Below are 26,470 nucleotides of genomic sequence, written 5' to 3' on the forward strand. Positions count from 1 at the left end.
TCCGATCCTGTGAGACGATGACAATGATGCTTCTGGAACGGCAGACGCAGCTGCAGCAGTTGGAGAGCCTGCTTGGCGATGCAATAGGCGGCCATGGCCGCGTCGCCGTGCTGGCCGGGGAGGCCGGCGCCGGCAAGACGGCGCTTGTCGAGGCATTCGCGGCCCGTGTCGGAGAGAGCGCGGCGACGTTGCGCAGCGCTTGCGAGGATCTGTCGATCCCCGATCCGCTGGGGCCGCTTTACGATCTGGCCCGTGAGGCGCAATGGGCGCTGCCGCGCGCAATCGACGCCCGGCATGGGCAGAGACTGCCGCTGTTTTCCGATGCGCTCGACGCTTTTGCGGCCAAGGGGCCGTGCCTGCTGATCATCGAAGACCTGCACTGGGCCGACGATGCGACGCTCGATTTCGTGCGCTTCCTCGGCCGGCGTATCGTCAACACCCACATCCTGCTGTTGCTGACGGCGCGCACCGACCGCAGCGAGGGACAGATGCGGGTGCGCCGCGCCCTGGGCGAAATCCCGGCCGGCAGCGTGGCGCGCATCGACGTGCCGCTGCTCAGCCAGGCGGCCGTGCTGTCGCTCGCCGATGCGGCCGGACGCGATGGCGACGCCATCTACCGGGCGACCGCCGGCAATGCCTTCTTCGTCACCGAATTGCTGTCGGCCGAAAACGAAACGGCGCTGCCGGCAAGCGTGCGCGACGCCGTGTTGGCGCGGGCTGAACGGCTGTCGCCAGGCGCCCGCGCAATGCTCGACGCGGTGTCGGTGTTTCCGCGCCGCGCCGACGCCTGGGCCCTGCAGGGCCTGTGCGGCGTCGCCAGCGCCGGCCAACTGGCCGAGTGTGTCGCCAACGGGCTGCTCGACGATCTGGGCGACGGCTACGCCTTCCGCCACGACATCGCGCGACGCGCCATCGAAATGATGCTGACGACGTCGCACAGGCGGCAGTTCAACCAGCGTGCGCTGGCGGCACTGCTCGAAAATGGCGACGTCTCCACAGGCCGCCTGGTGCATCATGCGGTCGAGGCGCACAATCTGGCGGCGGTGCGCGAACTTGCGCCGATCGCCGCGTGCGAGGCGTCGCGCGTCGGCGCCCATCGCGATGCCGCCGGCTATTACGAGATCGCCTTGCAGCAGGCCGACAGCCTGCCGGTGATCGAGCGCGCCGCGCTCTACGAAAGTCATGCCTTCGAGTGCCATCTCATCGGCAAGATCGATGATGCGCTTGCAGCGCAGGGACAGGCGCGCCGGTTGCATCAGGCAGACGGCAACAGGCTGAAGGAGGGCGACAGCCTGAGATGGCTCTCCCGGCTGAGCGAAATGGGCGATGACCGCGAGGCGGCGGCCGCCTTCGGCGCCGAGGCTGTGGCGATGCTGGAAGCGGCTCCCGCCGGTCCCGAACTCGCCATGGCCTATTCGAACCTTTCGCATCTGGCGATGCTTTCGGAGAGGGTGGAAGACACGCTGTTCTATGGCGAGAAGGCAGCGGCGCTGGCTGCGCGCATGAACCGTCCCGACATCGCCTCGCATGCCCTCAACAATGTCGGCTGCGTCGAGCAGTGGCTCAATCCGGATGCCGGACGCCTGCGCCTCGACCAAAGTCTTGAAATTGCGCTCCAGGGCAATTTCCAGGAGCATGCCGCGCGCGCCTTCACCAACCGCGCCTGTTTCGAGATCACCCAGATGAGCTACGACGCGGCACGTCCGGTGCTCGAGAGCGGCATCCACTATTGCACCGAGAACGACCTCGGCACCTGGCGCGACTATCTCAGGGGCATGCTGGCCGATGTGCAGCTGCGTCAGGGCCAATGGGATGAGGCCGCCGCGACGGCAAGCGATGTCATCGACAATGAGCGGACAACCACCGTGGGCCGGTTTCCGGCGCTGCTGGCACTGGCGAAACTGCGCCTGAGGCGCGGCGATCCCTCGGCCGAGCCGCTGTTCGCCGAAATGGCGCGTCTGGTCGGAAGCGGCGGCGACCTGCAGATGCTGAGCTCTTACGCGGCGCTGATGGCGGAGCAGGCATGGCTGGGCCTGGCCGACAGGCAAGAGGCGCTGGCGCTGATCACCCGCGCCGAAACGCCGGTGCGCTCGCGTGCCCATGTCGGTGAGCTGGCTCTGTGGCGAACATTGCTCTCTCCCGATATGCCGGCCGGCGACACCGCCGAGATGGCGACACCATACCGGCTGCTCCTGACCGGCGACTGGCGTTCGGCTTCGGCACTCTGGTCCGAATTGAATGCGCCATACGAGCGCGGACTGGCGCTCATCCTCGGCGACGACGAGGGGCAGCGGCTGGCATTGGATATTTTCGACGGCCTGGGGGCAAGGCCGGCAGCCCAGCGCCTGCGCGATATCATGCGCAAGAACGGCGTTGGCGGCATCGCCCGCGGCCCGCGCCGCTCGACGCGCGCCAACCTCGCCGGCCTCACCTTGCGCCAGATGCAGGTGCTGCAGCTGATCGAACGCGGCCTCTCCAACAAGCGGATCGCCGAGCAATTGACGATTTCGCCAAAGACGGTCGATCACCATGTCTCGGCGGTGCTGGGCAAGCTGGATGCGGTGTCGCGCGGCGAGGCGACAGCGGCGGCGCGCGATTCGGGGTTGTTGTGAGGTTTTGACGAGGGTTGGAGCGAGAGGTCGCGATCCTTCGCGCCCCCCTCTGTCCTGCCGGACATCTCCCCCTCAAGGGGGGAGATTGGCTGTCACTGTGGCTTTCGCCAATTGTCGAAATTGAAAGAAAGTTACGGCGCCGAAGCTGCTGATCTCCCCCCTTGAGGGGGAGATGGCCGGCAGGCCAGAGGGGGGTGCTGTCCCGCCGACCTAGCCGTCGAAATCAGGCAAACGCGCCGTGGCAGTGCTTGTATTTCTTGCCGGAGCCGCAGGGGCAGGCTTCGTTGCGGCCGATCTTGCCCCAGGTCGCCTGGTTGTCCGGATCGCGGTCTTCGGGAGCGACGATGGCGTTGCTCTCCTGGCGGACCAGAAGTGCGGTCTCGCCGCCCTCGAAATCGTCCTCGCCCGTGGTGCCGTCAATGTGGCTGCCGAACATTTCAGGCGCTTCGGGCGGCGGCGCTTCGGCGGCCTGGCGGACCAGTTCGACGCGCATCAATTGCGCGGTGACGGCCTGGCGCAGATTGCCGAGCAGCGCCTGAAACAGCTCGAACGCCTCGCTCTTGTATTCCTGCAGCGGGTCGCGCTGGGCGTAGCCGCGGAAGCCGACGACCGAACGCAGATGGTCGAGGTTGACGATGTGCTCGCGCCACAGATGATCGAGCGTCTGCAACACCACCGAGCGTTCGACATAGCTCATCACGTCTGGGCCGAAGCGCTCGGCGCGCTCCTTGGCGGCGTCGTCGGCGGCCTTGGTCAGGCGCTCGCGGATGTCGTCCTCGGCAATGCCTTCTTCCTTGACCCAGTCCTCGACCGGCAGGTCGAGATTGAGGAATTCGGCGACCTCGGCCTTGAGGCCGGCGACGTTCCACTGCTCGGCATAGGCGTTTTCGGGGATGTTCTTGGTGACGATCTCCTCGATGACGCCTTCGCGCATCTCGGCGATCGTCTCGGACAGGCCTTCGCCGTCCATCAATTCGATGCGCTGCTCGAACACCACCTTGCGCTGGTCGTTCGAGACGTCGTCGTATTTCAACAGGTTCTTGCGGATGTCGAAGTTGCGCGCTTCGACCTTCTTCTGCGCCTTTTCCAGCGCCTTGTTGATCCACGGATGGATGATGGCCTCGTCTTCCTTGAGGCCAAGCTTCTGCAGCATGCCGTCCATGCGCTCGGAGCCGAAGATGCGCATCAGATCGTCCTGCAGCGACAGGAAGAATTTCGAACGGCCGGGGTCGCCCTGGCGGCCGGAGCGGCCGCGGAGCTGGTTGTCGATGCGGCGCGATTCATGGCGCTCGGTGGCGAGCACGTAGAGGCCGCCGGCGGCTAGCGCCTTTTCCTTCAGGCGCTCGACATCGGCAATGATTTCCTTTTCGCGCGCCTCTCGCTCGGGACCAGCAGGCATGTCGCCCAGTTCGTCCTCGATGCGCATCTCGGCGTTGCCGCCGAGCTTGATGTCGGTGCCGCGTCCCGCCATGTTGGTGGCGATGGTGATGGCGCCGGGTTTGCCGGCCTGGGCGACGATGGCGGCCTCGCGCTCGTGGTGGCGGGCGTTCAACACCTCGAAATCCTTGAACCCTTCCTTGCGCAGGCGCTCGGCCAGCTGCTCGGATTTTTCAATGGAGGTGGTGCCGACCAGCGTCGGCTGGCCCTTGGCGCGCGCTTCCTTGATCTCCTTGACGATCGCCTTGTACTTCTCCTCGACCGTCCGGTAGACCTCGTCGTCCTCGTCCTTGCGGATGACCGGCAGATTGGTCGGGATCTCGGTGACTTCGAGGCCGTAAATGTTGCCGAACTCCTCGGCCTCGGTCAGCGCCGTGCCGGTCATGCCGGACAGTTTCTTGTAGAGACGGAAATAGTTCTGGAAGGTGACGGATGCCAGCGTCTGGTTTTCCGGCTGGATCGCCACATGCTCCTTGGCTTCGAGCGCCTGGTGCAGGCCTTCCGAATAGCGGCGGCCCGGCATCATGCGGCCGGTGAATTCGTCGATGATGACGATCTCGTCGTTGCGGACGATGTAGTCCTTGTCCTTCTGGAACAGCCGGTGCGCCTTCAGCGCGTTGTTGACGTGGTGGACGATGGCGACGTTCTCGACGTCATAGAGCGACTCGCCCTTGAGCAGGCCGGCCGCGCGCAGCAGGTTTTCCAGCTTCTCGGTGCCTTCCTCGGTGAAGATCGAGGTCTTCTGCTTCTCGTCGATCTCGTAGTCGGCTGGGCCGAGCTGCAGCATGAAGGCATCGATGGTGTTGTACATTTCCGAACGGTCCTCGAGCGGACCGGAAATGATCAGCGGCGTGCGCGCCTCGTCGACCAGGATGGAATCGACTTCGTCGACGATCGCGTAATTGTGGCCGCGCTGCACCATCTGCGCGCGCTCATACTTCATGTTGTCGCGCAAATAGTCGAAGCCGAGCTCGTTGTTGGTGGCATAGGTAACATCGGACGCGTAGGCGACGCGGCGTTCCTCGTCGGACAGGCCATGGACGATGACGCCGACCGAGAGGCCGAGGAATTTGTAGACGCGGCCCATCCATTCGGAGTCGCGGGTGGCAAGGTAGTCGTTGACGGTGACGACATGGACGCCCTTGCCGGCAAGCGCGTTGAGATAAACGGGCAGGGTGGCGACCAGGGTCTTGCCCTCGCCGGTACGCATTTCGGCGATGCCGCCATTGTGCAGCACCATGCCGCCGATCAGCTGCACGTCGAACGGGCGCATGCCGAGCACGCGGCGGGATGCCTCGCGGACGGTGGCGAAGGCCGGCACCAGCAGGTCATCGAGCGTGGCGCCGTTGGCGATATCCTGGCGGAATTTTTCCGTGCGGGCCTGAAGCTCGGCGTCGGACAGCGCCCGCATCTCGTTTTCCATGGCGTTGATCGCCTCGACACGCGGCCGGGTCGATTTTACGCGACGATCGTTGGAGGAACCGAAAACCTTACGGGCGAGACCGCCGAGACTGACCATCCGATGGTCCTTTCGATAGAATTCTCAATTTTGAGATGAGCGCCGGCCGGCCCCATCAATTCCGCGTGAAACGCGGACAAACACAAAAAGCGCCCGGAAAACGGTTCTGGACGCAAAGTCGTTGGACAGATAAGAGGGGGCTCAACTGATGTCAACGCCGCGTTAGCCCTATGGGCAGCGCCAAATTCCGCCACAATCCGGCTGATCTGCAAGCCCTACCAATCCCCCCTTGGAGTTAATCTTGATGTCCTTACTGTTTCGCCGTGCGTCGCTCGCCAGCCTTGGCCTGGCCTTCGGCCTGTCGGCCCTGTCGCTGTCTCCGCTGATGGCCCAGGAAGCCGCTCCCGCCCCGGCCGATGCCGCAGCAGCGCCGGCGGCAGCCCCCGTCGATCCGAACGCCGTTATCGCTACCGTCAATGGCCAGAAGCTGACCGAGGCGGACCTTGGGCTTGCCGAGGGCGAGCTGTCGCAGCAGTTCTCGCAGTTGCCACCCGAGCAGCGCCGCGCCGCCGCCCTTTCGGCGGCCATCGAAATCCGCGTCATGGCCGCCCAGGCGGTCGCTACCGGGCTCGACAAGGATCCCGAATTCCAGCGCCGCATGGCGTTCCTGCAGCAGCGCGCGCTGCATGGCGAGATGGTCGAGAAGGGCGTCGTCGACAAGGTTACCGATGCCGAGGTGCGCGCCCGCTACGACCAGGAAATCGCCAGCACGCCGCCGGTCAATGAGATTCATGCCCGTCACATCCTCGTGAAGACGAAGGAAGAGGCCGAGGCGATCATCAAGCAGCTCGATGGCGGTGCAGACTTCCAGAAGCTCGCCAACGAGCATACCAGCGATCCCTCGGGCAAGACCAATGGCGGTGATCTCGGCTGGTTCGGCCCGGGGCAGATGGTGCCGGAATTCGACAAGGCGGCAGTTGCGCTCGAAATCGGCAAATACACCAAGGAGCCGGTGCAAACGCAATTCGGCTGGCATGTCATCAAGCTCGAGGACAAGCGCACCAAACAGCCGCCGGCCTTCGACGACGTCAAGGACCAGGCCAAGCAGGCGGTGATCCGCGACAAGTATTTCGCACTGGTCAAGCAGCTGCGCGGCGCCGCCAAGGTCGAAATCCCCGACGCCAATCTGAAGAAGGCCGTCGACACGATGGAAGCCGGCAAGTAAGGCCGGCACCGAAAAAACATGCAAAGGGCGCCGTTCGGCGCCCTTTTCAATTGTGGGAGATGCCTGACATCACATAGCGGACAGTGGCACGGATTGTCGCCTCATCTTCGTCCAGCCGGTTGGTCAAAAGGTGTTTCCAGGCATAGGAAGCGATGAGGTCGGCGACCAGCGCTGCGTCGACATCGGCCGCAACCTCGCCGCGCGCCTTGGCGCGCTCGATGATCCGAGCGGTGTGGGACACGCGCCCATCGGCATAGCCAGTCAGGGCCGCGGCCGCCGCTTCGTCCGACTGGGCCTCGGCGATCAGCGAGCGGAATACGCTGCCCGAGGATGTGTCGCGCCAATGCGCGAAGAGGTTCCTCAGGAAACCGACGAGGTCATCTTCGAGACTGCCGGTATCGGGGACGTCGACACGCTTTTGCCGCTTGTAGACCTCTAACAGCAGGGCCGCCTTGCTCGGCCACCAGCGATAGATCGTGGGTTTGCCGGCGCGCGCCCGCCGCGCCACGGCCTCTATGGAGAAGCCGGCATAGCCGGCCTCGACCAGCACCGCCTCCGCGGCCTCGAGAATGGCCTCGGCGCTGTCTGGGTTGCGCCGCGCCCCGATCGATCTGCGCGCCGGATCCTCGCCCATGTCTGTCCTCGCCAACAATCTCGCCGGCAATCCTGGCCAACAATCTCGCCGACAATATAGGTGAGCTGGCAGGCAAACGAAACGGCCCGTTTCCAGCGCTTGTAGAAGCGGGTCTCACATCCGCCCTTCGCGGGGATTTTCAGTTCATCACTTGCGAGGTTTCCGAGTCGATCCGCCACTGGCCGTCGCTCTTCACCAGCCCAAGCGTGACTCGTGCCTTGCCGGTCATGCGCGCCGCCGATTTGTCTTTCGACATATAGTCGTAGCTCATCGCGAACACGGCTTCGGCGCGGTTCTCGCCCTGCGGCGTCACATTGAGGCTGCCGGGCTCGAGACTGAACGACCAGGATGCAAATTGCGCGAACCAGTCCGTCTTGAGCTTGACGACGGCGTCGCTGTCATAGCGCGTGCCGAAGATGGTGGCGGAAGGCGCATAGAGCCGCTTGACGGTCTCGCCGATCGCCGCGGCATCGGGCGCAAGATAGTCGTCGCGCAGGAATTTCTCGATTGCGGTCTTGTCGTCGCCTACAGACCGTTCGAGTGCCGCAACCCTTGTTTCGGGCGCCGGGGGGACGGCGGGCTTCGGCTGTGCAACCGTTTCGCCGCCGGGCACAAACTCAAACCGTTCGAGCAGCGAACCCTGTTCCCATGGGCGCTGTCCCTCGCGCGTTTCGGAGACCACGTCGCGGCGCACCGCGATCATCATGTCGTTGATGCTCTGGCCGGGCTCGGCCATGTGTCGCAGCAGGGCGGCGGCGAACGGCGAATTGCGCCCGGTGCCGTCCATGGCGACAGCGCCTGGCGCCGTCGAGAAGGCGATGAAGGAGCCACGCGTCGAATCGAACTGGGCCAGACCGGCAAGCGCCGTTGCCGAGCGCGTGGTGGCGGTGCGGCTCAGGCTGCGGGCAAAGGGATTGTTGCGGCAGGCATCGAGGAACACCAGGCTGACCTTGGTCTGCTGCTCCATGATGTCGAGGACTTCGTCGATCGGCACGGCTTCGAGCTGCAGCTTGACCGGCATGTCGAGCCGGGCGTCGACCGGCACGATGTAGTTGCGCCCTTCGACCTGCAGGCCGTGGCCGGCATAATAGAACAGCCCGACCCCGGCGCCTTCCAGCGCATCGGAAAATTCGCCGATCCTGCGCTCGAGTTCGCGCTTGCCGAGATCGTTGCCCTCGATGACGTCGAAGCCGATCGAGCGCAGCTTGCCGGCAATATCGAGGGCATCGTTGACCGGATTGGTGAGCGTGCCGGCTTCGGCATAGGTGCCATTGCCGATGACCAGCGCCACGCGCCGTTCCGGCTGCGCATCGGCGCTCAGGAGCAAAAGCCCCATAAACGCCACCGCCAAGATCACCAGCCTGCCCATGGCCGATATCATAACGCCAGAGGCCCCGGTGACGCCAACGGATTTGAAATGCAAGCTTAATCCCTGGTGGCTTGCCGACAGCGGCGGCCAAGAAAACGCCCTTGCGCCGGGCCGTGCTATCGGGCAAACCGGCCTTCGCCCAGCGTTTTTCCCTCGCCCGAGGTCTCCAATGTCCGCAACGATTTCGCCGCTCGCGCCGAAGAAATATCCCAAAATGCCTGCCATCGAGGGCGTGCGCATCGCCACCGCCGAGGCCGGGATCAAGTACAAGAACCGTACCGACCTCTTGGCCATGGTCTTCGATGCCGGCACAGCGGTTGCCGGCGTGTTCACGAAGTCGAAATGCCCCTCGGCGCCGGTCGACTTCTGCCGCGAGAACCTTGGCGCCGGCAAGGCGCGGGTGCTGGTCGTCAATTCCGGCAACGCCAACGCGTTCACCGGCAAGAAGGGCCGCGCCTCCACCCAACTGACCGGCGAGGCCGCGGCCAAGGCCGCAGGCTGCACGCCAGGCGAAGTGTTCCTCGCTTCTACCGGGGTAATCGGCGAGCCGCTCGACACCACCAAATTCAGCCATTTGCTCGCCGGACTGGTCAAGGACGGCAAGCCGGATCTGTGGACCGAGGCGGCAAAGGCCATCATGACCACCGACACCTATCCGAAAGTGGCGACAGCGACGGTCAAGCTCGGCGACACCGACGTCATCATCAATGGCATCTCCAAGGGCGCCGGCATGATCGCGCCCGATATGGCGACTATGCTGTCCTTCATTGCCACCGATGCGCCGATCGCCGCCCCCGTGCTGCACGACTTGTTGTCGCGCGGCACGGCCAAGACCTTCAACGCCGTCACCGTCGACAGCGACACCTCGACCAGCGACACGCTGCTGTTGTTCGCCACCGGAGCCGCTGCCAAGCGCGGCGCGCCCGCCATCAGCGATCCCAAGGATGCCCGTCTCGGCGCCTTCCGCCGGGCGCTGGGCAAGGTGCTCAAATCGCTGGCGCTGCAAGTGGTGCGCGACGGCGAGGGCGCCCGCAAGCAGGTCGAAGTCACCGTTACCGGCGCCAAATCGGCGCGCTCGGCCAAGCGCATCGCGCTGTCCATCGCCAATTCGCCGCTGGTCAAGACGGCGGTTGCCGGCGAGGACGCCAATTGGGGCCGCGTCGTCATGGCCGTCGGCAAGGCCGGCGAGCCGGCCGATCGCGACCGGCTGTCGATCTGGTTCGGCGACAACCGTCTGGCGCATGAGGGCGAACGCGACCCGGGCTACTCCGAGGAAGCGACCTCGGCCTATATGAAGCGCGACGACATTCGCATCCGCGCCGATATCGGTATCGGCCGCGGCAAGGCGACGGTGTGGACCTGCGACCTCACCAAGGAATATGTCGCCATCAATGGCGATTACCGGAGCTGATGGAGTTGGCTTCCAGGCATCCGGCAAGCATGCTCGCCATCGTGCGCCGCTACGAGGCTGCGGGGTTTCGCGCCTGGCCGGCGGCGGCCGTGCATTATGACGGCACCTGGGTGGTGCGGCTGACAGCCGGCCATCCGGCCAAGCGGCTGAACTCGGTCAACCCGCTCGATCCCGGCGACACCCAGCACATTGCCGAGCGCATCGGCCGCGCCAGCCGGCGCTTCGACGCCTATGGCAGGCCGCTGACCTTCCGCATCTCGCCGCTGTCGGGGCCGGACCTAGCCAAGCATCTCGACAATGAGGGCTGGAGCACATTCGACGAATCCCTGGTGATGCGGCTGCCGCTGGCGGACGCGCAACTGGCGCCGGCCATGGACCAGATTCCGCTGAAGGATATCAGCCGCTTTCTCGGCGCGTCGCTCAAGGTCAGCGGCTCGGATGCATCGCTGCGGCCCGGTCTTTCGGAAATCATCGGCGCCATCCAACCCGAAGTCGGGCTGTTTGCGCTGGAGGAAGGGGCCGACCCTCTGGCGGTGCTGATCTGCGTCCATGACGGCGATCTTGCCGGTCTGTTCGAGATCGCCACCGCCAAGTCGGCGCGCAATCAGGGCCATGGCCGCAACCTGATCCTGTCGGCGCTGAAGTGGGCGAGGCTGCGTGGCGCTCGCGAAGCCTGGCTGCAGGTCGAGGCCGGCAATGCGCCGGCGCTGGCGCTCTATCGCTCGCTGGGCTTCGACGAAGTCTATCGCTACCACTATCGCCGGCCGCCGGGCGCATGAGCGAGATCACCGGCAAACGCCTGCTGCTGGTCGCCGCGTGCGCGCTGGTCGATACCGATGGCCGCGTGCTTCTGGCGCAGCGACCCGAGGGCAAACAGCTTGCCGGCCTGTGGGAATTTCCCGGCGGCAAGGTAGAGCCAGGCGAGACGCCGGAACAATGCCTGATCCGCGAACTGCAGGAAGAAATCGGCATCGAGACCGACATTCCTTGCCTGGCGCCGCTCACCTTCGCCAGCCATTCCTATGATGATTTCCATCTCCTGATGCCCCTGTTCGTCTGCCGCCGCTTCCGCGGCATCGCGCAGCCCAGGGAAGGGCAGGCGTTGAAATGGGTGCGGCCAAAGCAGATGCGCGACTATCCCATGCCGCCGGCCGACGCGCCGCTAATCCAGTTCCTCATCGACCTGTTGTGATACAAAGCCATTTCGCGGTCTGATCTAGCCAGCGTTAATGGAAGATTTATCTCGTCGTGAAAAATTGCGGCAAAGCGGGTTCGCGGGGAGCGATTGCATGAGCCTCGACAGGGAATGGGACTCGATCCGGCCAGATCGCAGCTTTCGCGCCGCCGGCGTCGGCTTATTGCGCGTCACGCTGTTGTTCGGCTCGGCCGCAGTGGCGCTGGCGCTGATCGCGGTCCCCGTGCTGGACAACCAGACGCGATCATCCAGCCGCGATGCTCTTGCAGGCGGTCTCGACCCGATGAGCACGGGTTCGATCGGCTCGCGGGCCACCTATACGCTGCGCAGAAGCGTGCTGCAGCCCTCACCGAGCTCAGTCTGCATCATCCGCGCCGACGGCCAACGCAGCGGCGACTGCTGACCAACAAGGTCGACACCAGCTTGAGAACTTCCTCAACGCAGGCCCATTTCACAGCCTGTTAAGCTTGTGCCGTTAACCTTTCTTAACAGGTAGGCGATATGGTCGGGGATGAGAGGGATCGACGATCATGAAGCCATTGCTGCGCCGATTTTTGCAGGACGAAACAGGCGCCACGGCCATTGAATATGGCCTGATCGTTGCGGTGCTGTCGCTTGCCATCGTCGGGGGTGTCGGCAAGGCCAGCAATGCGATCCAGTTTCTGTTCAGCGACAACAACAGCAGGCTCGCAAACGCCTTTGCCGAGCACTGATCCGGAGCGCCGTCACCGCCCGCGGGGGTTTTCCAGTATCGTCTTCAGCGAGACCTTCGCCGAACCCGGTTTCAAGGGCTTTTGCTGCGAGGCATCGGGCGCCCAACCCGACATCCAGACGATGGAAAAGCTTGCCCTGATGCGGCCATCAGCGTCCGAAAAGCGTTCGGCATAGATTTCGGCGGCACGGGTAAAAAGCTTTCGCGCTCCCGGTCGCCGGCTGCGATCAGTCAGCGCGCTGGTTTCGCCCATCGCCCTGAGATCGGCAATGAGGTCGAAGAGGGTATCGTAGCGGACGGTCACCGTTTCGACGTCGGCCACCGGCAGCGCCAGTCCGGCGCGCTGCAGCAGTGCGCCGGCGTCGCGAACATCGGTGAAGGGGATGACACGCGGGCTGGCGCCGCCACAGAGTTCGGTCTCGGCGGCGAGCAGGCTTTCGCGCAATTCGGAAAGCGTGCCGGCGCCGGCAAAGGCGCCGAGGAAAAGCCCGTCGGGCCGCAGAGCGCGGCGGATCTGCACCAGCATGCCGGGAATGTCGTTCATCGCCTGCAACGACAGAAGTGAAACGACGAGGTCGAGGCTTTCCGGCTGGAACGGCACTGTTTCCAGCGGTGCTATCAGCCCTGGCCGGCCGTCCAGAAACGCTGGATCTGCCTCGACGCGCACGATCTCCGCTGCCTTGCCGCTTGCAGCGACCACGTCCGTTGCGTCCGGCGTCTGGCAAAACAGCACCGCGGCCTTGCCGAATTTCCGCTCGACCGCGCCGAGCCGGTCGGCAAGGTCTTCCGCCGCCCGCCGCATCAGAAAATCCGCGCCGGCTACGGGGTGGGCCAGCGCCCTGCGCTTGCGCACCAGCCAAAGTTCAGTATCGATGATCGGCGGCAACGGTAGACATCCCTGTTTGTCCGTCTAGTGATATCCTGGCGCGGACGACAAAACCACGTGGCCGATCCGGTGATGGAGATCAAGAGCCTCGCTCAAACCATGTTGAAACTGGCCATGTTGGACTGGCCGGCGCGGATGCTGTTCCCGCCGGTCTGTGCCGGCTGTCGCAGGCACGTCTCGCAACCCGGCGTTTTGTGCGGTGCCTGCTGGCCGAAACTCAGGCTGCTGGAGCGGCCATGGTGCGCGGTGATGGGCACGCCATTCACGCACGATATGGGCGAGGGATTCCTGTCGGCCGAGGCGATCGCCGATCCGCCGCCGTTCGAGCGGGCGCGGGCGGCCGTGGCCTATTCAGGTGTCGCCCGCCAGATGGTGCAAGGTCTGAAATACCAGGATCGCACCGATCTGGCGCCGTGGATGGCGCGCTGGATGCTGCGCGCCGGCGCTGAGGTAATTGCAGACGCCGATGTCGTCGTACCGGTGCCGCTGCACTGGCGGCGCTTCTTTCGGCGGCAGTTCAACCAGTCGGCGGAGTTGGCAAGGGCGGTTGCGCAGCTTAGCGGGCTGCCTTTCTCGCCCTCGGCGGTCCGGCGCGTCAAGCTCACGCGCCAGCAGGTCGGGCTGGAGCGGCAGGAGCGCGAGGACAATGTGCGCGCCGCCTTCCGTGTGCCTGCGGAAGCCGAAATCGAGATCACTGGGCGCCGCGTGCTTCTGGTCGACGATGTCTACACCACCGGCGCCACCGTGCGCTCGGTCGCCAGGGCGCTGAAGAAGGGCGGCGCCGGAGCGGTCGATGTGCTGACCTTCGCGCGTGTCCTGCCGGGGGACTTTCGGGCCGACGAGTCCGCGACTATATAAGGTCGAGGAAAGGCACGGACCGATGCTCGATGTGACGATTTACACCCGTATGATGTGCGGCTATTGCGCGGCGGCCAAGCGGCTGCTCGACCGCAAGGGCGTCGCCTACACCGAGCATGACGCTTCGTTTTCGCCGGAATTGCGCCAGGAAATGATTTCGCGGGCGCATGGCCGCTCGACCTTTCCGCAGATTTTCATCGGCGACACGCATGTCGGCGGCTCCGACGACCTCCACGAGTTGGAGGCACGGGGGCAGCTGGATAGGCTGCTTGCCAACGGCTCGACGACAAAGAGCGGTTCGTAGCGCCGCTCTATGTCTTTGTTTTTACGCAATTCCGGACGGAAAACCGTTACATACTTTTCCTGGAATTGCTCAAAGAGGACGTGACGATGGGTATTTTCAAGGCGGCGGCGATCCAGATGCGTTCGGGCGAGAGCCCCGAGCGCAACGCGGTCGATCTCGAACGGCTGGTGCGCGAAGCGGCAGGCCTCGGTGCAACCTACATCCAGACCCCGGAAATGACCGGTGCGCTGATCCGCGACAAGGAAGCCAGGGCTGCTTCCTTCACCTTGGAAGACAAGGACATCGTCGTGGCGGCCGCGCGCAAGCTCGCCAGCGAACTCGGCGTCTTCCTGCACATCGGCTCGACCGCCATCCTGCGCACCGACGGCAAGCTCGCCAACCGGGCGCTGCTGTTTGGGCCGGACGGCGCCACCCTTGCCACCTACGACAAGATCCACATGTTCGATGTCGACCTCGACAATGGCGAGAGCTGGCGCGAATCCGCCGCCTATGAGCCGGGCACCGAGGCCGTCGTCACCGAGATCGACGGCGCTAGTCTCGGCTTTGCCGTCTGCTACGATCTACGCTTTCCACAGCTGTTCCGCGCCGAGGCGATGGCCGGCGCCGACCTCTTGTCGGTGCCTGCCGCCTTCACCCGCCAGACCGGCGAGGCGCACTGGCATGTGCTGCTGCGAGCCCGTGCCATCGAGAACGGCGCCTATGTGGTTGCTGCAGCACAAGGTGGCCTGCATGAGGATGGCCGCGAAACCTATGGCCATTCGCTGATCGTCGACCCATGGGGTCGAATTCTCGCCGAGGCCGACCATGACGATCCGGAGGTGATCATCGCCGAGATCGACACGGCGCAGTCGTCGGCCGCGCGTAAGAAAATCCCCAATCTCAAGAACGCGCGTGATTTTGCCGTCAATGCCGGCGCAGTGGAAGCGCCGCGGCTCAGGGGCGCGGCTTCGTGATCCGCTTTGCCCTGATCTGCGAGCACGAGCACGAATTCGAGGGCTGGTTTCGCAGCAATGACGATTTCGACACGCAGAAGAAGCGCGGCTTCGTCGATTGCCCGAGCTGCGGTTCGCACAAGGTGCAAAAGGCGCTGATGGCGCCAGCCGTCTCCACCGCGCGGAAGCAGGAAACAATTGCGCTGGCCATGGGCGAAACCCAGAAGCAGGCTTTGGCGCAACTGAAGGCGATGGCCGAGAAGGTGCGCGAGAATGCCGACTATGTCGGCGACAAGTTTGCCGAAGAAGCGCGCAAGATCCATTTCGGCGAGAGCGATGCGCGCGGCATCTATGGCGAGGCGACGTTGGACGAAGCCAAGAGCTTGGCCGAGGATGGCATCGATTTCATGCCGATCCCGAGTTTTCCCGAGGAGCGCAATTGAGCGATCAGCTGGCGCTATCGATCAATTTGCCAAGCAACTGAGCCAGTGCCCCCCGCTCCGTGCCGGTGAGCCCGGCGAGGATTTCATGCTCGTTGGCGACGTGGGCGGTCAGGGCTTCGTCGATCAAGGCCAGACCTTTTTCGGTCAGTTGCACGACAATGCCACGCCGGTCGTTGGGGTGCGGGCCGCGCAGGATCAGTCCGGCCTTCTCCAGCCGGTCGAGCCGGTTGGTCATGGCCCCAGAGGTCACCATCGTCGCCTCGTATAGAGCGGTCGGTGTCAGCGCGTAGGGCTGGCCGGAGCGGCGCAGCGTCGCCAGCACATCGAATTCGCCGGCCTGCAGTCCGAAACGGGCAAACAGCGGGGCGAGGCGCTCGCGGGCGATTAGCGACGAGGCTTCGTTCAGCCGCCCAAGCACCAGCATTGGCGACACCTCCAGGTCCGGCCGTTCCCGCTTCCATTGCTCCACCGCCTTTGCCGCGCGATCCATCTGTCTCACCGCTAAGTATCTTGACGTTAAGAATCTTTGTGGTATGCTACCTCAAGATACAGTTTCGACCCAGTGCCGCAAGTGAGTGACGGGACCATCCGATGAAATTTCTCTGGGAATCGGCGCTTGGCCTGCTGGTCGTCACCGGCGGCCTGCTCGGCCTGACCCTGCCGTTCGGCAAGCTGGCGACGGCTGTCGGCGTTCCGGCCATGGTCTGGGCCTTCGTCATCTCGTTCGGCGCCGGGGGCGTGCTGCTGTGCGCGTTGCTCGCGAACGGCGAGCGCATGCGGCTCACCTCGCACAGACTGCGCTATTTCTTCATCACCGCCGCCGTGTCCTACGCCGTGCCCAATCTGCTGATGTTTTCGGCTATCCCGCATCTCGGCGCCGGCTATACCGGCATCATGTTCACGCTGTCGCCGGTCATCACACTGGTGTTTTCGATCCTGCTCGGCGTTCGACGGCCAAATACGCTCGGCAGTATCGGTATCGCCGTCGGCTTCATCGGCGCCGTCATGGTGGCGGTGACTCGCGGCGAGGCCGGCCAGCCTGCCGATGTCTACTGGGTGCTGGCCGGACTTTTGATCCCGGTCAGCCTTGCCGCCGGCAATATCTATCGCACCGTCGACTGGCCCGAAGGCACCGGTCCGATCGAACTGGCCGTCGGCAGCCACCTGGCCTCGGCGACGCTGCTGCTGATCGGCATTCTCACGCTGTTCGGGGTCGGCGCCTTCGCCCCGCTTGGCGCCGTGCCGCTGGTCGTCGTGGCGCAGGTCGCCTCGGCCTCGGCGATGTTTGCCTTCTTCTTCCGGCTGCAGGCCGTGGGCGGTCCGGTCTATCTCAGCCAGATCGGCTATGTGGCGGCGGCCGTCGGCCTGTTTGCCGGAACCATCTTCCTCGGCGAGCACTACCAGTTGCTGACCTGGGCCGGCGCGGTGATCATCACCATCGGCGTGATCATCACCACCAAGGCGCAGAGCCAGAAGGCATAGGTTCTTTGTTTACGCAATTCCCTAGGCAAAGCGCTATGCGCTTTCCCGGGAAACCGCTTCACACTTTTCCTCGAACTGCTCAAGCTTAAATTTGGCTCGCGTCGAGGCGCTTCCGTAGCGCCGGCGGGGCGACGTTTCGCCAGGCCGTCCGAACGGCGCTGCGGAATGTCTGTTCGTCGCAGGCTTCGAGCATGATCGACGTCCATCCCTTTTGGCCCCAGCCGCCTGTCACGGGCCTGAAAACCGATGGCTCAGCCGCGGCCATCATCTCTTGCTGGTCCCGGTCGAGCTTGACGACAGCACGGTCGGCTTCGGGCAGCGAGACGAAGATACGGTTGCGGACGCGGAAGTCAGCCTTGCCGAAATGCGATTGCTCGACCGTTTCGGGAAGATCGAGCGCCAGCTCTCGGGCCCTCATAGTGTCCACGGCCGCCCCTTCGTTCAGACCGATCGTTTTTCCGCCAGCACCATATAGTTGACGTCCATGTCCTTGGAGCGTGCCCAGCGGTCGGCGAGAGGATTGTAGGTCACGCCGGTGCGGTCGATGATGGTCATGGCGGCGCTGCCGAGCGCCTTTTCAAGCTCTTCGGGCCGCACCAGCTTGCCGAACTGGTGGGTGCCGCGCGGCAGCCAGCGCAGCACATATTCGGCGCCGATGATGGCCAGGCCCAGTGCCTTCAGCGTGCGGTTGATGGTGGCCACGAACATGATGCCGCCGGGCTTGACCATCTCGCCGCACTTGCCGATGAACAGGTCGACATCGGCAACATGCTCGACGACTTCCATGTTGAGGACGACGTCGAATTTCTCGCCGGAATCGGCCAAATCCTCAGCGGTCGTAGCGCGATAATCCACCGTCACGCCGCCTTCGGCCGCGTGCAGCTTCGCCACCTCGATGTTGGTTGCCGAGGCGTCGGCGCCGACCACTTCGGCTCCAAGCCTTGCCATCGGCTCGCACAATAACCCACCACCGCAGCCGATATCGAGGAAACGCAGGCCTTCGAACGGCCGCGCCGCCCGCGGATCGCGGCCAAAGCGCGCCGCCACCTGGTCCCGGATATAGGCAAGCCGGACCGGGTTGAATTTGTGCAGCGGACGGAATTTGCCGTTCGGGTTCCACCATTCGGCGGCAAGCGCGGAAAAGCGTTCCACTTCTCCGGCATCGATTGTCGATCGTCGGGCCTCTGGCATGGGGCGGGTCTCCTCGGACGCTAGGAAGTCGGGTGCCGGGGCAAGAAAGTCAAGGACGGTTTTTGCGACTGCTGGCTAGTCGACCTATGGCCTCGAGATCACAATTGCCGAATGTTCCATCGCAACACTTGCGGGATCGATGGCCCGCATCGCTTCGCAATCGCCGATCTCGGCCATGATGCGGCCCGCGGCGGCGAGAGCCTGCTCGCGACTTCGCCAGCGCACCACATCGACCCATCCGCCATCGTCCCGCCGCGCCAGGCAGCGGTTTACGAAACCAGGTTGCCGCGCCAGCCAGTCGGCGACCAGGTTGTTGGCGGCGGCAAAGGCCGCTTCCGCTCCAGGCTTGAGGCGAAAGGTGACGATTTCCAGGGTCTCGGTCATCTTGCGTCCAGCACGTCGCGCAATTTCGCCGCCAGCTGCTCGATGGTGAAGGGCTTGGCCAGGAAATGCACGTCATGGTCGAGCACGCCATTGTGGACGACGGCGTTCCTGGTGAAGCCGGTGGTGAAGATCACCTTCAGCTTCGGCATGCGCGCCAGCGCCTCCTCGGCGAGCTTGCGCCCATTCATCACCGGCATGACGATATCGGTGAACATGAGCGCCACACCAGGGTTGTCGCCCAGCTTTTCCAGCGCTTCCTGGCCGCTTGCGGCATGAATGACGGTGTAGCCGAGTTCGCGCATGGCATCCGTGGTGGAAGCCCGCACGCGTGGATCGTCCTCCACGACAAGGATGGTTTCGGTGACCGGCACGGCAGGATTTCCGGCTCGTTCCGAAGATATGGCGGCCTCTTCCGGGCCGAAGAAGCGCGGCAGGTAGATTCTGATCGTGGTGCCTTGGCCGGGTTCCGAGTAAATCTTGACGTGTCCGCCGGACTGTTTGACGAAGCCGAACACTTGGCTCAGCCCGAGGCCGGTGCCCTTGTCGACTGGCTTGGTGGTGAAAAATGGCTCGAAAGCCCGCTCCATGACGTCCGCCGGCATGCCGGCGCCGGTGTCGCTGACCGCAATCATTACATACTGGCCGGCTTTGACCTCGGCATGGGTGGCGGCGTAGCCCTCGTCGAGGTGGCTGTTGGCGGTCTCGATGGTCATCTTGCCGTCCTCGCCCATTGCGTCGCGCGCATTGACCGCCAGGTTGAGAATGGCATTTTCGAGCTGGCTCGGATCGGCATGGGTCTTCCACAGGCCGCCAGCCAGCACGGTTTCTATGCGGAGGGTTTCGCCAAGCGCCCGCCGAAGCAGGTCCGACATGCCGGCGACCAGACGATTGGCGTCTACAACCTGAGGCGCGAGCGGCTGCTGGCGCGAGAAGGCAAGCAGCCGTGACGTCAAGTTTGCGGCCCGGGTCGCCGCATCGGTCGCCGCTTCGATGAATTTCATGATGTCGTGCTCGCCCCGCGTCAGCTTGCGCTGGGCGAGGTTCATGGCGCTGATGATCACCGCCAGCATGTTGTTGAAATCGTGGGCGATACCGCCGGTCAGCTGGCCCACAGCCTCCATCTTCTGCATCTGGCGGATCTGCGATTCGGCCTTTTCACGCGTCTGGATTTCGTTGCCGAGCTCGATGTTCTTGCGCATCAGCTCTTCCTGGGCGATCGCCACTGCGCGGAACCGGCGGCGCGAAAGGCGAACCGTGTAGGCGCCAAGCAGGAAGATCGCCAGCAGCGCCGCTATCGAGCCGATTCGCAGCCAGTTTTCGACCCGGTCGGTATGAGCGTCGCGCGCGGCGATGGCTGCGCCGCCAATGCGCCGGATCGTGTCCATGCTTGCCCGGATCTGGTCCATGGCGGCCTTGCCCTGGCCGCTGCGGACCAGTTCCAGAGCTTTTGCCGCATCGCCGCGATCGTAGAGTGCAATCGTCTCAGCCAATTCGGCCTGGTTTTGTGAAAGCGCGTCCTTGACGTGGTTGATCTGCTGCACGAGTTCGTCGTCCGGCGCGGTCATGCCGTCGATGCGGGCAAGCTGGCCCGGAATGGCGTCGACCGCCTGCCGATAAGGCTGGAGGTAGGATTTCTCGCCGGTCAGGAGATAGCCGCGCTGGCTGGTCTCGGCCTCCTGAGCCATCGCAAGCAAACCGGAAAGCAATTCCTGATACTCGACCGCCTCGCGCGCGGCCTCACGATTGGCTCTCTGGGTCTCGACCAGCACGGCGCGTGTGCCGACGATCAACGCCAGCACGGCGAAGCCGATGAACAGCGGCAGCGATTGCCACCGCATGGCGCGTCGAAGGCGAACAATCATTCGATATGCCGGACCAAAAGGAGTTTCCCGCGGGCAGCATTTGGTAAGCGGCGGCGGGGCCGAACGCAATATGCCGCGATCCTGAAGCCGGCATCCGCCGCCAGCCTTGCGAAACCGTGATCATTTGGCTAAGGAGGCGCGCATTCAGCGGCCGGCTTCTGTCGAGCGCTTACTTCCCCTTTCGGTCCTGGGCCGGCTTCAGTCAAAGGCATTTCGCTTCCATGGCGCGCATCGTGATGAAATTCGGCGGAACCTCCGTCGCCGACATCGCCCGCATCCGCAATGTGGCGCGTCACGTCAAACGCGAGGTCGATGCCGGCCATGAGGTCGCTGTCGTGGTTTCGGCGATGGCGGGCAAGACCAATGAACTGGTTGGCTGGACGCGCGAAGCCTCGCCCATGCACGACGCGCGCGAGTATGACGCCGTGGTCGCCTCGGGCGAGCAGGTGACTGCCGGCCTGCTGGCGATCACACTGCAGAATATGGGCGTGCACGCCCGCTCATGGCAGGGCTGGCAGATCCCGATCAAGACCGACAACGCGCATGGCGCGGCGCGCATCCTCGACATTGACGGCGCGTTCCTGATCAAGCGCTTCGGCGAGGGCCAGGTGGCTGTCGTCGCCGGCTTCCAGGGCATCGGCCCGGACAACCGCATCGCCACGCTCGGCCGCGGCGGCTCCGACACAAGCGCGGTGGCCATTGCCGCGGCGGTCAAGGCCGATCGCTGCGACATCTACACCGATGTCGACGGCGTCTACACCACCGATCCGCGCATCGAGCCGAAGGCGCGGCGGCTCAACAAGATTTCGTTCGAGGAAATGCTCGAAATGGCCTCGCTCGGCGCCAAGGTCTTGCAGGTGCGCTCGGTCGAGCTTGCCATGGTGCACAGGGTGCGTACGTTCGTGCGGTCGTCCTTCGACGATCCCGATGCGCCCGGAATGGGGGATTTGCTCAATCCTCCGGGAACGCTCATTTGCGACGAGGAAGAGATCGTGGAACAGCAGGTCGTCACCGGAATTGCCTACGCCAAGGACGAAGCGCAGATTTCTCTGCGCCGCGTCGGCGACCGCCCGGGCGTTGCCGCCGGCATTTTCGGCCCGCTGGCCGAGGCCAACATCAATGTCGACATGATCGTCCAGAACATCTCCGAGGACGGCAAGTTCACCGACATGACCTTCACCGTGCCGTCCGGCGACGTGGACAAGGCGTTGGCCGTGCTGGAGCGTCTGAAGGCTTCGATCGGCTATGACGTGGTGCAGTCGGAAGCCGGCATGTCGAAGGTTTCGGTCATCGGCATCGGCATGCGCAGCCATGCCGGTGTGGCCGCCACCGCTTTCAAGGCGCTGGCCGACAAGGCGATCAACATCCGCGCCATCACTACCTCCGAGATCAAGATTTCGATACTGATTGACGGTCCCTACACGGAACTCGCGGTTCGTACTTTGCATTCCGTGTACGGTCTGGATAAGCAGTAGCGAGAGCGATTTGAGTTGTTGCGTGTGCGCCGGTCGCAGTGGAAACTGCGGCGGGCAAAATGCCCATTGGAGAAGAAGCCGCGATGCGTGATACGGCCAGCGGCCCGCGCGTTCTGCTGAAACGGCTCCGCGAGCTCATGCAGGAGCCGCTGGAGCCGCAGGAGCGGCTCGACCGGATCGTGCGCGACATCGCCTCCAACATGGTCGCCGAGGTCTGCTCGCTCTATGTGCTGCGCGCCGATTCGGTGCTCGAACTCTATGCCACCGAAGGTCTGAACCCGAACGCCGTCCATTTGGCGCAACTGCGGCTGGGGCAGGGCCTCGTCGGCACCATTGCCGCGAGCGCGCGGCCGCTCAACCTCTCCAATGCACAGGAACATCCGGCCTTCGCCTACCTGCCGGAGACGGGCGAAGAGATCTACAATTCCTTCCTCGGCGTGCCGGTACTAAGGGCAGGGCGCACGCTGGGCGTGCTGGTGGTGCAGAACAAGACCATGCGCCACTACCGCGACGACGAGGTCGAGGCGCTGGAAACGACCGCCATGGTGATCGCCGAGATGATCGCCACCGGCGATCTCGCTCGCCTGACCCGGCCCGGCCTCGAACTCGATCTGCGCCGTCCCGTCAGCTTTACCGGCCTGTCCTTCAACGAGGGCGTCGGCCTCGGCCATGTCGTGCTGCATGAGCCACGCATCGTCGTCACCAATCTGTTCAACGAGGACAGTGAGGAAGAGGTGCGCCGGCTGGAGACGTCGCTCGGTTCGCTCAGGCTTTCTATCGACGACATGCTGGAGCGGCGCGATGTCGCCTTCGAGGGCGAACATCGCGAGGTGCTCGAAGCGTATCGCATGTTTGCCAACGACCGCGGCTGGGTGCGCCGGCTGGAAGAGGCGATCCGCAACGGCCTGACAGCGGAAGCGGCGGTGGAAAAGGTCCAAAGCGACATGCGCGCCCGCATGCTGCACATGACCGATCCTTATTTGCGCGAGAGGATGAGCGACTTCGACGATCTCGCCAACCGGCTGCTGCGCCAGCTGATGGGGCGCGGGCCTGACGACGTCGCGGCGTCACTGCCGAAGGATGCCATCCTGGTCGCGCGCTCGATGGGCGCGGCCGAACTGCTTGATTATCCCAGGGACAAGCTGCGCGGCGTGGTGCTGGAAGACGGCGCTGCCACCAGCCATGTCGTCATCGTAGCGCGCGCCATGGGCATTCCGGTCGCCGGCCAGATGAAGGGCGCCGTTTCCATGGCGGAAAACGGCGATGCCATCATCGTCGACGGCGAGGAAGGCACCATCCATCTGCGGCCGCAGCCCGACCTCGAAGCTGCCTATGCCGAAAAAGTGCGCTTCCGGGCGCGCCGGCAGGAAGTCTACCGGGAACTGCGCAAGAAGCCGTCGGTGACCAAGGACGGCGTCCAGGTCGACCTGCTGATGAATGCGGGCCTGGCCGTCGACCTGCCGCAGCTGGCCGAGGCGGGTGCCGCCGGCATCGGCCTGTTCCGCACCGAATTGCAGTTCATGGTCGCCTCGACCTTCCCGCGTGCCGAGGCGCAGGAGCGGCTCTACCGCGACGTGCTGGACGCGGCGCGCGGCAAGCCGGTCACCTTCCGCACCATCGACATCGGCGGCGACAAGGTGCTGCCCTACTTCAAGGGCGCCATCCAGGAAGAAAACCCTGCGCTCGGCTGGCGCGCGATCCGGCTGACGCTCGACCGGCCGGGTCTGCTCAGGACCCAGATCCGCGCTCTGCTGAAGGCCTGCGGCGGGCGCGAACTGAAGCTGATGCTGCCGATGGTTACCGAACTCGGCGAAATCGCCCAGGCGCGCGAGATCATCGACCGCGAAGTGCGGCATCTCTCCCGCTTTGCCCACCATCTGCCGACCAGCCTCAAGGTGGGCGCCATGCTGGAAGTGCCGTCGCTGCTGTTCCAGCTCGACGAGTTGATGAAGGCGGTCGATTTCGTCTCGGTCGGCTCCAACGACCTGTTCCAGTTCGTCATGGCGGTCGATCGGGGGAACACGCAGCTCTCCGACCGCTTCGACACGCTTTCGACGCCTTTCCTGCGGGTTCTGAAGCAGATCGCCGACGCCGGGGTTCGCAACCACACGCCGGTGACGCTGTGCGGCGAGCTTGCCGGAAAACCTATTTCCGCCATGGCGCTGATCGGCCTTGGCTACCGCTCGATCTCGATGTCTCCAGCCTCGATCGGCCCGGTCAAGGCGATGTTGACCGAACTGCCACTGGAGGAATTGGAGGCTTTCTTTGCCGACAATCTGATGGCGCCAGCTCAAGGGCTGCCGATGCGGGCGCTGCTGCAGGCCTTCGCCGACGACCGCTCCATCCCGCTATAGCATTAGCCATGGTCAATCTTCCCCGCGAGCGTATGGATCAGGTCGTCAAGCGTTTCGAGATGCTCGAAGCGCAGATGTCGGCCGGCCCGGCGGCCGATGCCTATGTGAAGATGGCCTCGGAATATGCCGAGCTGCAGGACATGGTGGCCAAGGTCAGGGAACTGCGCTCAGTCGAGCGCGAGCAAGCCGACCTCGAGGCGATGCTTGCCGACAAGGGCACCGATGCCGAGATGCGGGCCCTGGCGGAGGCAGATCTGCCGGGCGTCGAAGCGCGTATCGAACAGCTGCAAAAGGACATCCAGATCCTGCTGTTGCCTAAGGATGCGGCCGACGACAAGAACGCCATCCTTGAAATCCGCGCCGGCACCGGCGGCGACGAGGCGGCATTGTTTGCCGGCGACCTTTTTCGCATGTATGAGCGCTATGCCGCCGAACGCGGCTGGCGCTTCGAGACGGTGTCGGCCAGCGACGGCGATGCCGGCGGCTTCAAGGAAATCATCGCCACCATTTCCGGCAGGGGCGTCTTTGCGCATCTGAAATTCGAATCCGGCGTGCACCGCGTGCAGCGCGTGCCGGCGACCGAGGCCAGCGGGCGCATCCACACTTCGGCGGCGACGGTGGCCGTACTGCCGGAGGCCGAAGAGGTCGACATCGACATTCGCGCCGAAGACATCCGGATCGACACGATGCGCGCCTCGGGTTCGGGCGGCCAGCACGTCAACACCACCGATTCTGCGGTGCGCATCACCCATTTGCCGACCGGTATCATGGTGGTGCAGGCGGAGAAGTCGCAGCATCAGAACCGGGCGAAAGCCATGCAGATCCTGCGTGCGCGGCTTTACGACCTCGAGCGCAGCAAGGCAGACGAGGAGCGCTCGGAGTCACGCAAATCGCAGGTTGGTTCGGGCGACCGTTCGGAGCGCATCCGCACCTACAATTTCCCGCAGGGCCGCCTTACCGACCATCGTATCAACCTGACGCTCTACAAGCTCGACCGGGTGATGATGGGCGAGCTCGACGAGGTCATCAATGCGCTGATCGCCGACCATCAGTCGAAGCTGCTCGCCGATATCGGCCTCGATGGCTGACATGTTGCCCGGCGCGCTCGGGCCGTTGTTGCGGGCGGCGCGGGAGCGGCTTGCCGCGGCCGGCCTTTCCGACCCGGCGCTGGATGCCAGGCTGATCGTCGAACATTTTTCCGGCACGGACCGTACGCAGGCGATCGCCGACCCGCAACGGACGGTCGATGCGGGTGCGGTTGCCGCAATCGGCGCTGCTCTGCAGCGCCGCATGGCCGGCGAACCGGTGCACCGCATCCTCGGGTTTCGCGAGTTTTACGGCCTGCGGCTGTCGCTGTCGCCGGAAACGCTGGAGCCGCGGCCGGACACCGAAACGCTGGTCGAGGCGATCCTGCCTTTTGCCGGCGCGACGGCCAAAAGGCTGGGGGAATGCCGTATCCTCGATCTCGGCACCGGTACCGGCGCGATTGCGCTGGCGCTGCTCAGCGCGGTTCCGGCCGCGACCGCCACCGGGGTCGATATTTTACAAGACGCGCTGGCAACCGCGATACGCAATGCCGAGCAACTCGGACTCGCCGGCCGGTTCGTGGGGCTGCAGTCCGACTGGTTCGAAAAAGTTTCGGGCCGATACCATGTAATTGCCGCAAACCCTCCCTATATATCGTCTGGAGACATTGGAAATCTGCAGGACGAGGTCCGCGATTTCGATCCGCACAGAGCCCTTGATGGCGGTGTGGACGGTCTTGGCCCCTACAGGATCATCGCCGCCGAGGCGGCAAAGTTTCTGGAAGCAGAAGGCAAGATAGCGGTCGAGATCGGCCACACGCAGCGCAATGAGGTCAAAGACATATTCGCGGCAGCCGGCTACAGGCTGGCCGGGGCATTTGTCGATCTTGGCGGAAACGACAGGGTTCTTATGTTTGAACAGGGAAAGCCTTGACGCAGTGCAAAAAAGCGCTTGGCAATGCCGGGGAATGCGGCTAGGGTCCGCCCTAACCGGATGAGACGAAGCAGGCAGTGCTCTTAGCGATTCGGTTTTCCTTGGAAATAGCTGCCTTCTTGCGCAAACGACGCCCAAGCTTCGTGCGGGAATCGTCCGGCAAGTGATGTAACCGGAACAGGATGACACGTGGCGCCAACGCAATTGATGCGGGCGAACGCCGGTGAAGAAACGAAACGGCTGGCTGCATGAGCGCCTCCGTTCGCGAAACGTTTTTCGAAAATTT

General features: G+C 64.3%; 25 protein-coding genes. 16 read left to right on the top strand and 9 right to left on the bottom strand.

Annotated elements, in window-relative coordinates; translation table 11 throughout:
- Positions 1–23: 23 nt before the first annotated feature.
- Positions 24–2,612 (top strand): ATP-binding protein, encoded by a 2,589-nt coding sequence (locus tag NLY42_RS11420; protein WP_031244871.1) that lies wholly within the window; start codon positions 24–26, stop codon positions 2,610–2,612.
- Positions 2,613–2,835: 223 nt separating this feature from the next.
- Here the strand turns inward: NLY42_RS11420 and secA are convergent, their stop codons facing one another.
- The gene (gene secA / locus NLY42_RS11425; RefSeq protein WP_023754196.1) at positions 2,836–5,568 is read right to left on the bottom strand and encodes a preprotein translocase subunit SecA; all 2,733 of its coding nucleotides are present in this window, start codon (positions 5,566–5,568) and stop codon (positions 2,836–2,838) included.
- 244 nt (positions 5,569–5,812) lie between these two features.
- Between secA and NLY42_RS11430 the strand changes: the two genes are divergently transcribed.
- Positions 5,813–6,733 (top strand): peptidylprolyl isomerase, encoded by a 921-nt coding sequence (locus NLY42_RS11430; RefSeq protein WP_023686683.1) that lies wholly within the window; start codon positions 5,813–5,815, stop codon positions 6,731–6,733.
- A gap of 46 nt (positions 6,734–6,779) precedes the next feature.
- On the opposite strand, the gene NLY42_RS11435 is transcribed toward NLY42_RS11430, so the two are convergent.
- Positions 6,780–7,367 carry a TetR/AcrR family transcriptional regulator gene (locus tag NLY42_RS11435; RefSeq protein WP_023727007.1) on the bottom strand — a complete coding sequence of 196 codons (588 nt, stop codon included), beginning with the start codon at positions 7,365–7,367 and terminating at the stop codon, positions 6,780–6,782.
- 139 nt (positions 7,368–7,506) lie between these two features.
- Positions 7,507–8,736, bottom strand: coding sequence for a caspase family protein (locus NLY42_RS11440; protein WP_023754197.1), 1,230 nt, complete (start codon positions 8,734–8,736; stop codon positions 7,507–7,509).
- A gap of 169 nt (positions 8,737–8,905) precedes the next feature.
- Here NLY42_RS11440 and argJ point away from each other — a divergent pair, with 169 nt between their 5' ends.
- The 5 genes from argJ (at position 8,906) to NLY42_RS11465 (ending at position 12,055) form a co-directional block, all read left to right on the top strand.
- A complete protein-coding gene (gene argJ / locus NLY42_RS11445; protein WP_023698964.1) occupies positions 8,906–10,147 on the top strand; it encodes a bifunctional glutamate N-acetyltransferase/amino-acid acetyltransferase ArgJ in 1,242 nt (413 codons plus the stop codon).
- A 29-nt stretch (positions 10,148–10,176) separates the two neighbouring features.
- Positions 10,177–10,926 carry a GNAT family N-acetyltransferase gene (locus NLY42_RS11450; protein WP_023713717.1) on the top strand — a complete coding sequence of 250 codons (750 nt, stop codon included), beginning with the start codon at positions 10,177–10,179 and terminating at the stop codon, positions 10,924–10,926.
- Positions 10,923–11,339 carry an 8-oxo-dGTP diphosphatase MutT gene (gene mutT, locus NLY42_RS11455; protein ID WP_023685791.1) on the top strand — a complete coding sequence of 139 codons (417 nt, stop codon included), beginning with the start codon at positions 10,923–10,925 and terminating at the stop codon, positions 11,337–11,339. The genes NLY42_RS11450 and mutT overlap by 4 nt, the downstream gene beginning before the upstream one ends.
- Before the next feature lie 97 nt (positions 11,340–11,436).
- Positions 11,437–11,745: a hypothetical protein gene (locus NLY42_RS11460; protein ID WP_023694000.1), complete on the top strand. Its 309-nt coding sequence runs from the start codon at positions 11,437–11,439 to the stop codon at positions 11,743–11,745.
- A 127-nt stretch (positions 11,746–11,872) separates the two neighbouring features.
- Complete coding sequence (locus NLY42_RS11465; RefSeq protein WP_023672984.1) at positions 11,873–12,055, top strand: Flp family type IVb pilin; 183 nt, start codon at positions 11,873–11,875, stop codon at positions 12,053–12,055.
- Between the two features lie 12 nt (positions 12,056–12,067).
- On the opposite strand, the gene NLY42_RS11470 is transcribed toward NLY42_RS11465, so the two are convergent.
- Positions 12,068–12,940: a methyltransferase domain-containing protein gene (locus NLY42_RS11470; protein WP_286489146.1), complete on the bottom strand. Its 873-nt coding sequence runs from the start codon at positions 12,938–12,940 to the stop codon at positions 12,068–12,070.
- Positions 12,941–13,012: 72 nt separating this feature from the next.
- On the opposite strand from NLY42_RS11470, the gene NLY42_RS11475 reads away from it, so the two are divergent.
- From NLY42_RS11475 to NLY42_RS11490, 4 genes are all read left to right on the top strand, one after another.
- Positions 13,013–13,798: a ComF family protein gene (locus NLY42_RS11475; RefSeq protein WP_196813826.1), complete on the top strand. Its 786-nt coding sequence runs from the start codon at positions 13,013–13,015 to the stop codon at positions 13,796–13,798.
- A gap of 22 nt (positions 13,799–13,820) precedes the next feature.
- Positions 13,821–14,102 (top strand): glutaredoxin 3, encoded by a 282-nt coding sequence (gene grxC / locus NLY42_RS11480; RefSeq protein ID WP_023672982.1) that lies wholly within the window; start codon positions 13,821–13,823, stop codon positions 14,100–14,102.
- Positions 14,103–14,188: 86 nt separating this feature from the next.
- Complete coding sequence (locus NLY42_RS11485) at positions 14,189–15,055, top strand: carbon-nitrogen hydrolase family protein (RefSeq protein WP_023672981.1); 867 nt, start codon at positions 14,189–14,191, stop codon at positions 15,053–15,055.
- Positions 15,052–15,477, top strand: coding sequence for a DUF1178 family protein (locus NLY42_RS11490; protein WP_023672980.1), 426 nt, complete (start codon positions 15,052–15,054; stop codon positions 15,475–15,477). Before NLY42_RS11485 ends, NLY42_RS11490 begins: the two co-directional genes overlap by 4 nt.
- 4 nt (positions 15,478–15,481) lie before the next feature.
- On the opposite strand, the gene NLY42_RS11495 is transcribed toward NLY42_RS11490, so the two are convergent.
- Complete coding sequence (locus NLY42_RS11495; protein ID WP_023672979.1) at positions 15,482–15,967, bottom strand: MarR family winged helix-turn-helix transcriptional regulator; 486 nt, start codon at positions 15,965–15,967, stop codon at positions 15,482–15,484.
- A 101-nt stretch (positions 15,968–16,068) separates the two neighbouring features.
- Here NLY42_RS11495 and NLY42_RS11500 point away from each other — a divergent pair, with 101 nt between their 5' ends.
- Complete coding sequence (locus NLY42_RS11500) at positions 16,069–16,959, top strand: DMT family transporter (protein ID WP_023754199.1); 891 nt, start codon at positions 16,069–16,071, stop codon at positions 16,957–16,959.
- Between the two features lie 85 nt (positions 16,960–17,044).
- Here the strand turns inward: NLY42_RS11500 and NLY42_RS11505 are convergent, their stop codons facing one another.
- The 4 genes from NLY42_RS11505 to NLY42_RS11520 all read right to left on the bottom strand — a co-directional run bounded on the left by NLY42_RS11505 (position 17,045) and on the right by NLY42_RS11520 (position 20,372).
- Positions 17,045–17,377 carry an MmcQ/YjbR family DNA-binding protein gene (locus NLY42_RS11505; protein WP_023685781.1) on the bottom strand — a complete coding sequence of 111 codons (333 nt, stop codon included), beginning with the start codon at positions 17,375–17,377 and terminating at the stop codon, positions 17,045–17,047.
- Positions 17,378–17,400: 23 nt separating this feature from the next.
- A complete protein-coding gene (gene ubiG / locus NLY42_RS11510) occupies positions 17,401–18,150 on the bottom strand; it encodes a bifunctional 2-polyprenyl-6-hydroxyphenol methylase/3-demethylubiquinol 3-O-methyltransferase UbiG (RefSeq protein ID WP_023672976.1) in 750 nt (249 codons plus the stop codon).
- An 84-nt stretch (positions 18,151–18,234) separates the two neighbouring features.
- Positions 18,235–18,534 (bottom strand): antibiotic biosynthesis monooxygenase, encoded by a 300-nt coding sequence (locus NLY42_RS11515; RefSeq protein WP_023685779.1) that lies wholly within the window; start codon positions 18,532–18,534, stop codon positions 18,235–18,237.
- Positions 18,531–20,372, bottom strand: coding sequence for a CHASE3 domain-containing protein (locus tag NLY42_RS11520; RefSeq protein WP_023751718.1), 1,842 nt, complete (start codon positions 20,370–20,372; stop codon positions 18,531–18,533). Before NLY42_RS11520 ends, NLY42_RS11515 begins: the two co-directional genes overlap by 4 nt.
- 245 nt (positions 20,373–20,617) lie before the next feature.
- Between NLY42_RS11520 and NLY42_RS11525 the strand changes: the two genes are divergently transcribed.
- The 4 genes from NLY42_RS11525 (at position 20,618) to prmC (ending at position 26,184) form a co-directional block, all read left to right on the top strand.
- Positions 20,618–21,871 (top strand): aspartate kinase, encoded by a 1,254-nt coding sequence (locus NLY42_RS11525; RefSeq protein WP_023685777.1) that lies wholly within the window; start codon positions 20,618–20,620, stop codon positions 21,869–21,871.
- Positions 21,872–21,954: 83 nt separating this feature from the next.
- A complete protein-coding gene (gene ptsP / locus NLY42_RS11530; protein ID WP_023693992.1) occupies positions 21,955–24,225 on the top strand; it encodes a phosphoenolpyruvate--protein phosphotransferase in 2,271 nt (756 codons plus the stop codon).
- Positions 24,226–24,233: 8 nt separating this feature from the next.
- The gene (prfA, locus tag NLY42_RS11535) at positions 24,234–25,313 is read left to right on the top strand and encodes a peptide chain release factor 1 (RefSeq protein WP_023712842.1); all 1,080 of its coding nucleotides are present in this window, start codon (positions 24,234–24,236) and stop codon (positions 25,311–25,313) included.
- Positions 25,306–26,184: a peptide chain release factor N(5)-glutamine methyltransferase gene (gene prmC, locus NLY42_RS11540; protein WP_023748457.1), complete on the top strand. Its 879-nt coding sequence runs from the start codon at positions 25,306–25,308 to the stop codon at positions 26,182–26,184. The genes prfA and prmC overlap by 8 nt, the downstream gene beginning before the upstream one ends.
- The last annotated feature ends 286 nt before the right edge of the window (positions 26,185–26,470 follow it).

This window comes from Mesorhizobium sp. C372A (assembly GCF_030323245.1).
Classification (GTDB): Bacteria; Pseudomonadota; Alphaproteobacteria; order Rhizobiales; family Rhizobiaceae; genus Mesorhizobium.

Coding starts and splice junctions, on each gene's coding strand:
- prfA (WP_023712842.1), top strand. CDS start 24,234: ATGGTCAATCTTCCCCGCGAGCGTATGGATCAGGTCGTCAAGCGTTTC.
- NLY42_RS11505 (WP_023685781.1), bottom strand. CDS start 17,377: ATGAGGGCCCGAGAGCTGGCGCTCGATCTTCCCGAAACGGTCGAGCAA.
- NLY42_RS11430 (WP_023686683.1), top strand. CDS start 5,813: ATGTCCTTACTGTTTCGCCGTGCGTCGCTCGCCAGCCTTGGCCTGGCC.
- NLY42_RS11500 (WP_023754199.1), top strand. CDS start 16,069: ATGAAATTTCTCTGGGAATCGGCGCTTGGCCTGCTGGTCGTCACCGGC.
- NLY42_RS11440 (WP_023754197.1), bottom strand. CDS start 8,736: ATGGGCAGGCTGGTGATCTTGGCGGTGGCGTTTATGGGGCTTTTGCTC.
- NLY42_RS11525 (WP_023685777.1), top strand. CDS start 20,618: ATGGCGCGCATCGTGATGAAATTCGGCGGAACCTCCGTCGCCGACATC.
- argJ (WP_023698964.1), top strand. CDS start 8,906: ATGTCCGCAACGATTTCGCCGCTCGCGCCGAAGAAATATCCCAAAATG.
- NLY42_RS11515 (WP_023685779.1), bottom strand. CDS start 18,534: ATGACCGAGACCCTGGAAATCGTCACCTTTCGCCTCAAGCCTGGAGCG.
- NLY42_RS11420 (WP_031244871.1), top strand. CDS start 24: ATGATGCTTCTGGAACGGCAGACGCAGCTGCAGCAGTTGGAGAGCCTG.
- NLY42_RS11460 (WP_023694000.1), top strand. CDS start 11,437: ATGAGCCTCGACAGGGAATGGGACTCGATCCGGCCAGATCGCAGCTTT.
- NLY42_RS11520 (WP_023751718.1), bottom strand. CDS start 20,372: ATGCGGTGGCAATCGCTGCCGCTGTTCATCGGCTTCGCCGTGCTGGCG.
- ubiG (WP_023672976.1), bottom strand. CDS start 18,150: ATGCCAGAGGCCCGACGATCGACAATCGATGCCGGAGAAGTGGAACGC.
- NLY42_RS11485 (WP_023672981.1), top strand. CDS start 14,189: ATGGGTATTTTCAAGGCGGCGGCGATCCAGATGCGTTCGGGCGAGAGC.
- grxC (WP_023672982.1), top strand. CDS start 13,821: ATGCTCGATGTGACGATTTACACCCGTATGATGTGCGGCTATTGCGCG.
- prmC (WP_023748457.1), top strand. CDS start 25,306: ATGGCTGACATGTTGCCCGGCGCGCTCGGGCCGTTGTTGCGGGCGGCG.
- ptsP (WP_023693992.1), top strand. CDS start 21,955: ATGCGTGATACGGCCAGCGGCCCGCGCGTTCTGCTGAAACGGCTCCGC.
- NLY42_RS11495 (WP_023672979.1), bottom strand. CDS start 15,967: ATGGATCGCGCGGCAAAGGCGGTGGAGCAATGGAAGCGGGAACGGCCG.
- secA (WP_023754196.1), bottom strand. CDS start 5,568: ATGGTCAGTCTCGGCGGTCTCGCCCGTAAGGTTTTCGGTTCCTCCAAC.
- mutT (WP_023685791.1), top strand. CDS start 10,923: ATGAGCGAGATCACCGGCAAACGCCTGCTGCTGGTCGCCGCGTGCGCG.
- NLY42_RS11450 (WP_023713717.1), top strand. CDS start 10,177: ATGCTCGCCATCGTGCGCCGCTACGAGGCTGCGGGGTTTCGCGCCTGG.
- NLY42_RS11465 (WP_023672984.1), top strand. CDS start 11,873: ATGAAGCCATTGCTGCGCCGATTTTTGCAGGACGAAACAGGCGCCACG.
- NLY42_RS11475 (WP_196813826.1), top strand. CDS start 13,013: ATGGAGATCAAGAGCCTCGCTCAAACCATGTTGAAACTGGCCATGTTG.
- NLY42_RS11435 (WP_023727007.1), bottom strand. CDS start 7,367: ATGGGCGAGGATCCGGCGCGCAGATCGATCGGGGCGCGGCGCAACCCA.